The sequence below is a fragment of the Amnimonas aquatica genome (genome assembly GCF_002943415.1).
In the GTDB taxonomy this organism is placed as follows: domain Bacteria; phylum Pseudomonadota; class Gammaproteobacteria; order Pseudomonadales; family Moraxellaceae; genus Perlucidibaca; species Perlucidibaca aquatica_A.
The window spans coordinates 1-12,770 of record NZ_PTQZ01000022.1 but is presented as its reverse complement, the minus strand read 5'-3'; the positions used below and the strand labels follow the sequence as shown (position 1 = coordinate 12,770).

Genomic DNA, 12,770 nt, shown 5'->3' with positions numbered 1-12,770 from the left:
CAGGCCGCCGCTGATGGCCGTGCGTTCGACCACGCCGTTGCTGAAGAACACGCTGAAGGCGCGGTGCGGAACCTTCTCCGAGCCCTTCTCGAGAGCGTAGGTGCCGGGCAGGAAGCGGTACGGGTAATCCCAGCGCGACGGGCTCAGGGTGTCGGTCACCAGCGGCGTGCCGAGGATGTAGCGCACCTGCGCGGGTGTCATGCCGGCCTTGATCTGCTCGGCCTGGCTCTGGGTGATGGCCTGGCCCTGCACGACATCGATGCGATAGGCACGGAAGACGTTCTTGCAGCCGGCGGTGGCGAGCACGGCGCCTATCAGCATGGCCGCCATCAGCTTTCTTTGCATGACCGGGGATATCCTTGTAACGTGTCGGGTACGCGTTGCCGCGAGAATGTGTCGCGGTATCATACGGTATCACCAGCTTCGAGACGAACCAATGTCGATCAGCAATCAGGAACTCCGCAAGGCCGGCCTCAAGGTCACCATGCCCAGGGTCAAGATTCTCGAATTGCTCGAGAATTCGCCCGTGCATCACATGAGCGCGGAAGATGTCTACAAGGCCCTGCTCGCCGCCGGCGAGGACGTCGGTCTGGCCACGGTCTACCGCGTGCTGACCCAGTTCGAGGCCGCCGGCATCGTCGAGCGTCATTATTTCGAGGGCGGCCATTCGGTGTTCGAGATCAAGGACAGCGGCCACCATGATCACATGGTGAATGTCGACACCGGTGAGGTCATCGAGTTCTTCGACGCCGAAATCGAGAAGCGCCAGAAGGAAATCGTCAAGTCGCACGGCTTCGAGCTGGTCGATCACAGCCTGGTGCTCTACGTTCGCAAGAAGGACTGAGCATCCGCCGGCCAGCCCTGTCCGGGGCCGGTCGCACCTTCGCGGCGAGGCGCCTGGCGCGCCTCACTCCGCGAGCAGCGTCTCCGCGTGTCGCAGTGTCTCGGGTGTGATGGTCAGCCCGCCCGACATGCGCGCGATCTCTTCCACCCGCTCCTGGCGGGACAGCGTTGCCACGCCGCTGTGCGTGCTGCCGTCGCGCACCCGTTTCTCCACCCGAAGATGATGGTGTCCGCGCGCCGCGACCTGCGGCTGGTGCGTGATGCTGAACACCTGCGCGTGTTCGCCGAGTGCGCGCAGCAGGCGCCCGACCACCTCCGCGATGCCGCCGCCGATGCCGACATCGACTTCGTCGAAGACCATGACCGGCACCGGCGAGTGGCGGGCGTGCACGACCTGGATCGCCAGCGACAGGCGCGACAGCTCGCCGCCGGAGGCGACCTTGCCCAGCGGTCGCAGCGGTTGCCCGGGGTTGGCGCTGAACAGCAGCTCGATGTCGTCGAGTCCGTGCGCCGCCGGCTGCGGGCGTGCCGACAGGCTCAGTTCGAGCCGCGCGTTGCCCATGCCCAGACCCTGCAGGAAGGCCCGGATATCGTCGCAGAAGCGGCCGGCGGCCTCCTGCCGGCGAGTCCGCAGCGCCCCGGCCAGCTGGCGGTACTGCTGCTCGGTGGTCGCGGCCTCGCGGGTCAACTGTTCCAGGTCCCGTGACTCGCGCAGGGCGTCGCGTTCCTGCTGCAGCTGTGCGGCCACCGCGGTCAGGTCCGCCGGGGCCACCCGGTGCTTGCGCGCCAGCTGATGGCACTGGCCCAGGCGCTGCTCGAGCGTGGCCAGTTCGCCGGGGCTGGCCTCGAGGTCGTCGAGGAAGTGGCGCAGGCCGGGCGCGGCCTCTTCGATCTGGATCAGGGCGCCGCGCAGCAGCTCCACCGTGCCGGCCAGCGCCGGCGCACGGTGGGCATGCGCCTCCAGGGCGCGCAGGGCGCGCTGCAGGCTGCGCGCGGCGGTCTCGCCATCACCCTCGTTCATGAGGCTCAGCGCCAGCTCGCCATCCTGCTGCAGGCTGCCGATGTGCGCCAGCGTGTCATGACGCTGCTCGATGCCTTCGTACTCGCCCGGCTGCAGGCCCAGCTGCTCCAGCTCCGCGAGCAGGTGTTCGACGATCTCCAGGCGCGCGCTCTGGGCGGCGCCTGCGGTTTCCGCCTCGTGCAGGCGGCGCGCGGCCGATTGCCAGTGCTGGTACGACAGGGCGGTCGCGACCGCCTCGTCGCGCAGGCCGGCGTAGCTGTCGAGCATGAGCCGGTGGCTGTCCTTGCGCAGCAGGGTCTGGTGCTCGTGCTGGCTGTGGATGTCGATCAGGCGCTCGCCGATGTCGCGCAGGTCGCCGAGGTTGGCGGGGCGGCCGTTGATGTAGGCGCGCGAGCGGCCGTCGCGGCTGAAGGTGCGGCGCAGCGTGCACTCGTCGCCTTCGTCGAGTTCGCGTTCGCGCAGCCAGGCCATGGCGTCGGGCAGATGGCCGACGATGAACAGGGCGCTGACATCGGCGCGCTCGGCGCCGGCACGCACCACGCTGCCGTCGGCGCGGTCGCCCAGGCAGAGGCCGAGCGCATCCATGAGGATGGACTTGCCGGCTCCGGTCTCGCCGGTGATGACGGTGAAGCCGGCAGAGAACTCCAGCTCCAGGTTCTCGACGATGGCGAATTGGCTGATCTTCAGCAGGTTCAGCATGGCGGGCTTCCGGGCGGCGTCATGTCGTGGCGGTGTCGCGACGATCGGGGGCTGTGCGGCAATGATAGTCCGGCTGCTCCCGCCCCGCGAGTCATCGCCGGCGTCGTTTCCCCGCCGCCGTTTCCGCCCGATGTGCGGTGTCCCCTTGAAATGTGCGGGTGCTGTCGCCACATCAGGTCGAGGGCTTTCCATGGCCGACTGTTTTTCGTGGTGCGCGCACCACTTGATTTGCGAGGAAACCTGACATGAGCGAATCCCGGAACGACACGCCCGAGCAGCCGGTGCCGGATCAGACCATCCAGCCCGAGGCCCCTGATGCCGGCGAGACGGTCGATGCCGCCGCCCGCATCGCCGAGCTGGAGGCCCAGCTGCGCGACCAGCTGCTGCGCAGCCAGGCCGAGATCCAGAACATCCAGCGTCGCGCCGAGCGCGATGTCGCCAATGCCCACAAGTACGCGCTGGAGAAGTTCGCCGGCGGACTGCTCGACGTGGCCGACAATCTGGAGCGTGCCCTCGGTGCCACCAATGCCGAGGAACCGGCGGTAAAGGCGCTGCACGAAGGCGTGGCGCTGACGCACAAGCTCTTCGTCGACACGCTCAGGCGCTTCGCGGTCGAGCCGGTCGATCCTATCGGCGCACCCTTCGATCCCGAGCTGCACCAGGCCATTTCCATGCAGCCCTCGACCACGGCCGAGCCGAACACGGTCACGGCGGTGTTCCAGAAGGGCTACACCCTGTCCGGTCGCCTGCTGCGTCCGGCCATGGTGGTGGTGGCGACCGCGGGCTGAGCGCCGCGCCGGCACGGGCGTTTCACGGGCCGGTTGTGGCGATTTCGCCGCGAACGCCCTTGAAAACGGCGCGGCCACCCACATATCGACAGACAAGACGCCGCTCCGCCGGCGTGAAGCACAGACAGATTTGACGCCGCCGGCAAGCGCCGGCCGCGCACGAGGAGACAGACATGGGCAAGATCATCGGTATCGACCTGGGCACCACCAACAGCTGCGTCGCCATTCTCGAAGGTGACAAGGTCAAGGTCATCGAGAACGCCGAGGGCGCGCGCACCACGCCGTCCATCGTGGCCTACACCGACAGCGAGGTGCTGGTCGGCGCCGGCGCCAAGCGCCAGGCCGTGACCAACCCGAAGAACACCCTGTTCGCGGTGAAGCGCCTGATCGGCCGCAAGTTCACCGACGACGTGGTGCAGAAGGACATCAAGATGGTGCCCTACAGCATCGTGGCCGCCGACAACGGCGACGCCTGGGTTGAAGTGAAGGGCGACAAGAAGGCGCCGCCGCAGATCTCCGCCGAAGTGCTGAAGAAAATGAAGAAGACCGCCGAGGACTACCTGGGCGAGCCGGTCACCGAAGCCGTCATCACGGTGCCGGCCTACTTCAACGACAGCCAGCGCCAGGCCACCAAGGACGCCGGCCGCATCGCCGGCCTGGAAGTGAAGCGCATCATCAACGAGCCGACCGCGGCCGCGCTGGCCTTCGGCCTGGACAAGAAGGAAGGTGACCGCAAGATCGCCATCTACGACCTCGGCGGCGGCACCTTCGACGTGTCCATCATCGAGATCGCGGAAGTCGACGGCGAGCACCAGTTCGAAGTGCTGTCCACCAACGGCGACACCTTCCTCGGCGGCGAAGACTTCGACCTGCGCCTGATCGATTACCTGGCCGACGAATTCAAGAAGGAAGCCGGCATCGACCTGCACAACGATCCGCTCGCCCTGCAGCGTCTCAAGGAGGCTGCCGAAAAGGCCAAGATCGAGCTGTCGACGGCGGCCCAGACCGAAGTCAACCTGCCGTACATCACGGCCGATGCCACCGGTCCCAAGCATCTCAACGTCAAGGTCACCCGCGCCAAGCTGGAAGCCCTGGTCGAGGACCTGGTGTCGCGCACCATCGAGCCCTGCCGCGTGGCGCTGAACGATGCCGGCCTCAAGGTCTCTGACATCGGCGATGTCATCCTGGTTGGCGGCCAGACCCGCATGCCGTTGGTGCAGGAGCGCGTGAAGGCCTTCTTCGGCCGCGACCCGCGCCGTGACGTAAACCCGGATGAAGCCGTGGCCATCGGCGCCGCCTTCCAGGGCGCCGTGCTCTCCGGCGACGTCAAGGACGTGCTGCTGCTCGACGTCACCCCGCTGTCGCTGGGCATCGAGACCATGGGTGGCGTCATGACCGTGCTGATCGAGAAGAACACCACCATCCCGACCAAGAAATCGCAGGTGTTCTCGACCGCCGACGACAACCAGTCGGCGGTGACCATCCACGTGCTGCAGGGCGAGCGCAAGCAGGCCGCGCAGAACAAGTCGCTGGGCCGCTTCGACCTCGCCGACATTCCGCCGGCGCCGCGCGGCATGCCGCAGATCGAGGTCTCCTTCGACATCGACGCCAACGGCATCCTCAATGTCGGCGCCAAGGACAAGGCCACGGGCAAGGCCCAGAGCATCGTCATCAAGGCCAACTCCGGCCTGAGCGACGAGGAAATCGAGAAGATGGTGCGCGACGCCGAGGCCAATGCCGAAGAGGACAAGAAGTTCGCCGAGCTGGTCGAGGCGCGCAACCAGGCCGACCAGCTGGTGCATGCCACCCGCAAGACGCTGACCGACCTCGGTGACAAGGCCACGGCGGAAGAGAAGGCGGCCATCGAAGCCGAGATCGTCAAGGTCGAGGAGGCGGTGAAGGCCAACGACAAGGCGCTGATCGACGCCGCCGTCGAAGCCCTGAGCAATGCCTCGCTGCCGCTGATGCAGAAGCTCTACGCCGACCAGGCGCAGGAGGGTGATCCCGCTGCCGCCCAGCCGGCCGACGACGCCGGTGCGCGCAAGTCGGACGACGGCGCGGTCGATGCCGAGTTCGAGGAAGTGAAGGACGACAAGAAGTAAGTCGTTCGCGGAAACTGATCAGACGCAGACGCGGGGGCTTCCCCGCGTTTGCGTCTGCGTGGAATGGACAATTTTGCTGAGGCGGGCCGTGTGCCCGGGGTGTCGACATGGCCAAGCGTGATTTCTATGAAGTACTTGGCGTGGCCAAGAATGCCAGCGCGGACGAGCTGAAGAAGGCGTACCGCCGGCTCGCCATGAAATATCACCCGGACCGCAATCCGGACGACAAGAGCGCCGAGGACAAGTTCAAGGAGGCCAACGAGGCCTACGAAGTGCTTTCCGACGAAGACAAGCGCGCCGCCTACGACCGTTACGGTCATGCCGGCGTCGATCCCAACATGGCGGGCGGTGCCGGCGGCTTTGGTGGCGGCGGCGGTGCCGGCTTCGGCGATATCTTCGGTGATGTCTTCGGCGACATCTTCGGCGGCGGCGGTCGTGGTGGCCAGCGCTCCAATCGCGGCTCCGACCTTGGCTACACGCTGGAGCTGGACCTGGAAGAGGCCGTGCGCGGCACCAAGGTGCAGATCCGCGTGCCGACCATGGCCGAGTGCGAGACCTGCGACGGCAGCGGTGCCAAGAAGGGCACCAGCGCGACCCAGTGCCGCGCCTGCAACGGCAGCGGCCAGGTGCGCGTGCAGCAGGGCTTCTTCGTCATGAGCCAGACCTGCCCGACCTGCCACGGTCGCGGCAAGGTCATTCCCGATCCCTGCAAGAGCTGTCACGGCGAAGGCCGCGTGCGCAAGCAGAAGACGCTCGAGGTCAAGATTCCCGCCGGTGTCGACACCGGCGACCGCATCCGCCTAACCGGCGAGGGCGAGGCCGGCACGCACGGCGGCCCGGCCGGCGATCTCTACGTGCAGGTCGTGGTGCGCGATCACCGCATCTTCAAACGCGACGGCGCCGACCTGTACTGCGAGGTGCCGATCGACTTCGCCGACGCCGCGCTCGGCGGCGAGCTGGAGGTGCCGACGCTCGACGGCCGCGTCAAGCTGCGCATCCCCGAGGGCACGCAGAGCGGCAAGCTGTTCCGCCTCAAGGGCAAGGGCGTGAAGCCGATCCGGTCGCACGCACCCGGTGATATGCTCTGCCGCGTGGTGGTGGAGACCCCGGTCAACCTGACGCCGCGCCAGAAGGAGCTGCTGCAGGAGCTGCGCACTTCCATGAACGGCGAGGACGGCAAGCAGTCGCCGCAGAAGGACTCCTTCTTTTCTGCCGTGCGCAAGTTCTTCGACGAGATGACGAAATGATCCGTATCGCAGTATGTGGCGCCGGCGGGCGCATGGGCCGCGCGCTGATCGCGGCGGTGCAGGCGGCCGAAGGCGCCGAGCTCGGCGCCGCCATCGAGCGTCCCGACTCCTCGCTGATCGGCAGCGATGCCGGCGAGCTGGCCGGCGTCGGCCGCCTCGGCGTGCCGGTGAACGGCGATCTGGCGGCGGTCGCCGACCGCTTCGATGTCGCCATCGACTTCACCGCGCCGGCGGCCACGCTGGCGCACCTGGCCATCTGCCGTGCCAGCGGCAAGGGCCTGGTGATCGGCACCACCGGCCTGAACGAGGCGCAGAAGGCCGAACTGGTCGCGGCCTCGGCCGCCACCGGCGTGGTCTATTCCGGCAATTACTCCATCGGCGTCAATGTCACGCTCAAGCTGCTGGAACTGGCGGCCGCCACCTTCGGCGACAGCGTCGACATCGACGTGCTGGAGGCGCACCACCGCCACAAGGTCGACGCCCCGTCCGGCACCGCGCTGATGATGGGCGAGGCCGTGGCCGGCGCGCTCGGTCGCGACCTGAAGGATGTCGCGGTCTACGCCCGCGAGGGCCACACCGGCCCGCGCGAGCGTCAGAGCATCGGCTTCCAGACCCTGCGCGGCGGCGACACCGTCGGCGACCACACGGTGTTCTTCTTCGGCGAGGGCGAGCACGTGGAGATCCGCCACGTCGCCACCAACCGCGCCAACTTCGCCAATGGCGCGGTGCGCGCGGCGATCTGGCTGGCCGGCCGCCCGGCGGCGCTCTACGACATGCGCGACGTGCTCGGCCTGAAGTCCTGAGTCCCGGATGCCCNTAAAATCGCCGCTCAAATCGTGCCAGCGTGCAACCAAGTCATTGAAAAGCGAGAAGGAGTTCCTCTTTCTCGCTTTTTTGCACGCGCGCCCAGCTTTTCATCTGTTCGGAGGTCGGTTTGAGCAAGCTCGCCATTCTCGCCCTGGAAGACGGCAGCGTCTTCAGGGGCTTATCCATCGGCGCCGATGGCCAGTCCAGTGGTGAGGTCGTGTTCAACACGGCCATGACCGGCTATCAGGAAATCCTCACCGACCCGTCCTATTGCCAGCAGATGGTCACCCTGACCTATCCGCACATCGGCAATACCGGCACCAACCCCGAGGATGCCGAGTCCTCGCAGGTCTGGGCCGCCGGCCTGATCATCCGCGACCTGCCGCTGCTGGCCAGCAACTGGCGCATGACCGAGACGCTGCCGGAATACCTGCAGCGCAACAACGTCGTCGCCATCGCCGACATCGACACCCGCCGCCTGACCCGCATCCTGCGCGAGAAGGGTGCCCAGAACGGCGCCATCATCGCCGGTCCGGCCGCTGCCGCCGAGGGTGCCGCCGAAGCCGCCATCGCCGCCGCGCGCGCGTTCCCGGGCCTCAAGGGCGCCGACCTGGCCAAGGTGGTCTCGGTGCAGGAAAGCTACAAGTGGACCGAGGGTAGCTGGGATCTCAGCCGCGGCTACGTGACGCCGGACATCGCGCCCGAATTCAAGGTCGTGGCCTACGACTTCGGCGTCAAGACCAACATCCTGCGCCTGCTCGCCGATCGTGGCTGCGACATCACCGTGGTGCCGGCGCAGACCCCGGCGGCCGATGTGCTGGCGCTGAATCCGGACGGCATCTTCCTGTCCAACGGCCCCGGCGACCCCGCGCCCTGCGACTACGCCATCGAGGCCATCAAGCAGTTCCTGGAGACCGACATCCCGGTGTTCGGCATCTGCCTCGGCCACCAGCTGCTGGCGCTGGCCTCCGGCGCGCAGACGGTGAAGATGGGCCACGGCCACCACGGTGCCAACCATCCGGTGAAGGACCTCGACAGCGGTCGCGTCATGATCACCAGCCAGAACCACGGCTTCGCGGTCGACGAGGCCACGCTGCCAGCCAGCCTGCGCGCCACGCACGTCTCGCTGTTCGACGGCACGCTGCAGGGCATCCACCGCACCGACAAGCCGGCCTTCAGCTTCCAGGGTCACCCGGAAGCCAGTCCCGGCCCGAACGACGCCCAGCCGCTGTTCGACCACTTCATTGAACTGATGCAGGCCCGGAAGTAAGCAGTCATGCCAAAGCGTACCGACATTCAAAGCATCCTCATCATCGGCGCCGGCCCCATCGTCATCGGCCAGGCCTGCGAGTTCGACTATTCCGGCGCCCAGGCCTGCAAGGCCCTGCGCGAAGAGGGCTACCGCGTCATCCTGGTGAACTCCAACCCGGCCACCATCATGACCGACCCGGCCATGGCCGACTCGACCTACATCGAGCCGATCACCTGGCAGACCGTGGCCCAGATCATCGAGAAAGAGCGCCCGGACGCGCTGCTGCCGACCATGGGCGGCCAGACCGCGCTCAACTGCGCGCTCGAGCTGGACAAGCAGGGTGTGCTGGAGAAGTTCGGTGTCGAGCTGATCGGTGCCTCCAAGGACGCCATCCGCAAGGCCGAGGACCGCAAGCTGTTCGACCAGGCCATGCGCAAGATCGGCCTCGAGTGCCCGCGTGCCGGCATCGCCCACAACATGGACGAAGCCTTCGCCGTGCTCGAGAAGACCGGGTTCCCGGCCATCATCCGGCCAAGCTTCACCATGGGCGGCTCCGGCGGCGGCATCGCCTACAACCGTGAAGAGTTCATCGAGATCTGCGAGCGTGGCCTCGACCTCTCGCCGACCAACGAGCTGCTCATCGACGAGTCGCTGATCGGCTGGAAGGAATACGAGATGGAAGTCGTGCGCGATCGCAACGACAACTGCATCATCGTTTGCGCGATCGAGAACTTCGACGCCATGGGCGTGCACACCGGCGACTCCATCACCGTCGCGCCTGCGCAGACCCTGACCGACAAGGAATACCAGATCATGCGCGACGCGTCCTGCGCCGTGCTGCGCGAGATCGGCGTCGAGACCGGCGGCTCCAACGTCCAGTTCGGCATCAGCCCGAAGGACGGCCGCATGGTCGTGATCGAGATGAACCCGCGTGTGTCGCGCTCGTCGGCGCTGGCCTCCAAGGCCACCGGCTTCCCGATCGCCAAGGTCGCTGCCAAGCTGGCCGTGGGCTACACGCTCGACGAACTCAAGAACGACATCACCGGCGGCGCCACCCCGGCCTCGTTCGAGCCGTCGATCGACTACGTCGTCACCAAGATTCCGCGCTTCAACTTCGAGAAGTTCCCGCAGGCCGAGCCGCGCCTGACCACGCAGATGAAGTCCGTCGGTGAAGTCATGGCCATCGGCCGCACCTTCCAGGAGTCGGTGCAGAAAGCGCTGCGCGGCCTGGAAGTCGGTGTCGACGGCTTCACGCCGAAGCTCGACCAGGGGCAGGAGGAGGCCGAGGCCAAGCTCCGCAACGAGCTGTCCAATCCCGGTCCGGAGCGTGTCTGGTACATCGGCGACGCCTTCCGCATGGGCCTGTCGGTGGACGAGGTCTACCGCCTGTCCGGTGTCGACCCGTGGTTCCTGGTGCAGATCGAGGACCTCATCAAGTCCGAGGCCGAAGTCGCCCGCATAGGTTTTGCCGGCCTCGACCGCGATACCCTGTGGGGCTTGAAGCGCAAGGGCTTCTCCGACAGCCGCCTGGCCGGCCTGATCGGCGTGTCCGAGAAGGAGCTGCGCACCCGCCGCTGGAGCCTGGGCGTGAAGCCGGTCTACAAGCGCGTCGACACCTGCGCGGCCGAGTTCTCGACCAGCACCGCCTACATGTACTCGACCTACGAGGAAGAGTGCGAGGCGCAGCCGAGCAGCCGCGACAAGATCATGGTCCTTGGCGGCGGTCCGAACCGCATCGGCCAGGGCATCGAGTTCGACTACTGCTGCGTCCATGCCGCCCTCGCCATGCGTGAAGACGGCTACGAGACCATCATGGTCAACTGCAACCCGGAAACCGTGTCGACCGACTACGACACCTCCGACCGCCTGTTCTTCGAGCCGGTGACGCTGGAGGACGTGCTGGAGATCGCCGACCTCGAGAAGCCGAAGGGCGTCATCGTGCAGTACGGCGGCCAGACCCCGCTCAAGCTTGCGCGTGCCCTCGAAGCCGCTGGCGTGCCCATCATCGGCACCTCGCCGGATGCCATCGACCGTGCCGAGGACCGCGAGCGCTTCCAGCAGATGGTCGAGCGCCTGAACCTGCTGCAGCCGCCCAACCGCATCGCGCGTTCCGCCGAGGAAGGCCTGCTGCTGGCCTCCGAGGTCGGTTACCCGCTGGTGGTGCGTCCGAGCTACGTGCTCGGCGGCCGTGCCATGGAAATCGTCTACAACGACGCCGAGCTGGCGCGCTACCTGCGCGAAGCCGTGCAGGCCTCGAACGAATCCCCGGTGCTGCTCGACCGCTTCCTCGATGACGCCATCGAGGTCGACGTCGACTGCGTCAGCGACGGCAAGGACGTGGTCATCGGCGGCATCATGCAGCACATCGAGCAGGCCGGCATCCACTCCGGCGACTCGGCGTGCTCGCTGCCCCCGTACAACCTGGCGCAGGACCTGCAGGATGTCATGCGCGACCAGACCATCCGCATGGCGCGCGAGCTGGGCGTGGTCGGCCTGATGAACGTGCAGTTCGCGGTCAAAGGCCAGGATGTCTACGTGCTGGAAGTGAATCCGCGCGCCTCGCGCACGGTGCCGTTCGTGTCCAAGTGCATCGGCAGCTCGCTGGCCAAGGTCGCGGCCCGCTGCATGGCCGGCAAGTCGCTGGCCGAGCAGGGCTTCACCAGGGAAATCATCCCGCCGTACTACAGCGTCAAGGAAGCGGTGTTCCCGTTCGCCAAGTTCCCGGGCGTCGACCCCATCCTCGGCCCGGAAATGAAGTCCACCGGCGAGGTCATGGGCTCCGGCGCCACCTTCGCCGAAGCCTTCCACAAGGCGGTGCTGGGCTCCAACGAGCGCCTGCCTAACGGTGGCCGCGTGTTCCTGTCGGTGCGTGACTCCGACAAGGTGCATCTGCCGCGCGTCGGCCGCGAGCTGGCGGATCTCGGCTTCGAGTTGGTGGCCACCGGCGGCACCCAGCGCGAGCTGGAGGCGGCGGGCATCCCCTGCCGTCGCATCAACAAGGTGACGGAAGGTCGTCCGCACGTCGTCGACATGCTGAAGAATGGCGAGATCAGCTTCATCATCAACACGACGGAAGGCAAGCAGGCGCAGCAGGACTCGTTCTCCATCCGCCGCAGTGCCCTGCAGGGCAAGGTCTACTACACGACCACGCTCAGCGGTGCCGAGGCGGTGTGCCAGTCGCTGCGTTCGCAGGATGCGCTGACCGTGCGTCGTCTGCAGGACCTTCACACCGGCCTGGCTTCGGCCTGAACCAGAGGAGGCCTGACATGCAGCGTTACCCCATGACCGTCCAGGGCGCCGAGGCGCTGAAGGCGGAGCTGAACAAGCTGAAGAGCATCGATCGCCCGGCGGTGACCGCGGCGATCGCCGAGGCCCGCGCGCACGGCGATCTCAAGGAGAACGCCGAGTACCACGCCGCGCGCGAGCAGCAGGGCTTCATCGAGGGGCGCATCCAGGACATCGAGGGCAAGCTGTCGAACGCGCAGATCATCGATATCACGCAGATGGCCAACAACGGCAAGGTGATCTTCGGCGCCACCGTCGACATCGAGAATGTCGACACCGGCGAAGAGAAGACCTACCAGATCGTCGGCGACGACGAAGCCGACTTCAAGGTCGGCAAGATCTCGGTGAACTCGCCGATCGCGCGCGGTCTGGTCGGCAAGTCCGAGGGTGATGCCGTGCTGATCGAGACGCCGGGCGGCAGGGTCGAGTACGAGGTCGTGGCTGTCCGCTACGAGTGAGGCTCGCCTTTCCGTGACCGTCAGCGGGCCGCCTCGGGGCGGCCCGCTGCGTTTCCGCCGTCCCTGGCTCCGCCGGGACTTCTTCCGCTGCCGGATTTGTGGTTCATTACCTGCTGCTTCGCCATCAGCGCAGGTTCCTCCATGAGCTTCAGTGCCTTCCGTTTCTGTCCCCAGTGCGCCAGTCCTCTGCATCACCGCGACCATGGCGGCCTGCTGCGCCAGGCCTGCGCCGACGAGGCCTGCGGCTATGTGCACTGGGACAACCCGG

General features: G+C 66.9%; 10 protein-coding genes. 8 read left to right on the top strand and 2 right to left on the bottom strand.

Going from position 1 to position 12,770, the window contains the following annotated elements; translation table 11 throughout:
* The coding region (locus C5O18_RS02120; protein WP_158249239.1) for an outer membrane protein assembly factor BamE at positions 1-345 on the bottom strand (345 nt) is incomplete at its 3' end.
* A gap of 91 nt (positions 346-436) precedes the next feature.
* Between C5O18_RS02120 and fur the strand changes: the two genes are divergently transcribed.
* Positions 437-844, top strand: coding sequence for a ferric iron uptake transcriptional regulator (gene fur / locus C5O18_RS02115; RefSeq protein WP_105191222.1), 408 nt, complete (start codon positions 437-439; stop codon positions 842-844).
* Between the two features lie 63 nt (positions 845-907).
* On the opposite strand, the gene recN is transcribed toward fur, so the two are convergent.
* On the bottom strand, positions 908-2,563 hold the full coding sequence (gene recN, locus C5O18_RS02110) for a DNA repair protein RecN (protein ID WP_158249238.1): 1,656 nt from the start codon (positions 2,561-2,563) through the stop codon (positions 908-910).
* Between the two features lie 245 nt (positions 2,564-2,808).
* Here recN and grpE point away from each other — a divergent pair, with 245 nt between their 5' ends.
* The 7 genes from grpE (at position 2,809) to greA (ending at position 12,502) form a co-directional block, all read left to right on the top strand.
* Positions 2,809-3,351, top strand: a complete 543-nt coding sequence (grpE, locus tag C5O18_RS02105) for a nucleotide exchange factor GrpE (RefSeq protein ID WP_105191220.1) — start codon at positions 2,809-2,811, stop codon at positions 3,349-3,351.
* 173 nt (positions 3,352-3,524) lie between these two features.
* Positions 3,525-5,453: a molecular chaperone DnaK gene (gene dnaK, locus C5O18_RS02100; RefSeq protein ID WP_105191219.1), complete on the top strand. Its 1,929-nt coding sequence runs from the start codon at positions 3,525-3,527 to the stop codon at positions 5,451-5,453.
* A gap of 107 nt (positions 5,454-5,560) precedes the next feature.
* Positions 5,561-6,700 carry a molecular chaperone DnaJ gene (gene dnaJ / locus C5O18_RS02095; RefSeq protein WP_105191218.1) on the top strand — a complete coding sequence of 380 codons (1,140 nt, stop codon included), beginning with the start codon at positions 5,561-5,563 and terminating at the stop codon, positions 6,698-6,700.
* Entirely contained in the window at positions 6,697-7,503 is an 807-nt protein-coding gene (gene dapB / locus C5O18_RS02090) for a 4-hydroxy-tetrahydrodipicolinate reductase (protein ID WP_105191217.1), read from the top strand. The genes dnaJ and dapB overlap by 4 nt, the downstream gene beginning before the upstream one ends.
* A 131-nt stretch (positions 7,504-7,634) precedes the next feature.
* Entirely contained in the window at positions 7,635-8,777 is a 1,143-nt protein-coding gene (carA, locus tag C5O18_RS02085) for a glutamine-hydrolyzing carbamoyl-phosphate synthase small subunit (RefSeq protein WP_105191216.1), read from the top strand.
* A 6-nt stretch (positions 8,778-8,783) separates the two neighbouring features.
* Positions 8,784-12,008, top strand: coding sequence for a carbamoyl-phosphate synthase large subunit (gene carB / locus C5O18_RS02080; RefSeq protein WP_105191215.1), 3,225 nt, complete (start codon positions 8,784-8,786; stop codon positions 12,006-12,008).
* 17 nt (positions 12,009-12,025) lie between these two features.
* On the top strand, positions 12,026-12,502 hold the full coding sequence (gene greA / locus C5O18_RS02075; RefSeq protein WP_105191214.1) for a transcription elongation factor GreA: 477 nt from the start codon (positions 12,026-12,028) through the stop codon (positions 12,500-12,502).
* Positions 12,503-12,770 lie beyond the last annotated feature (268 nt).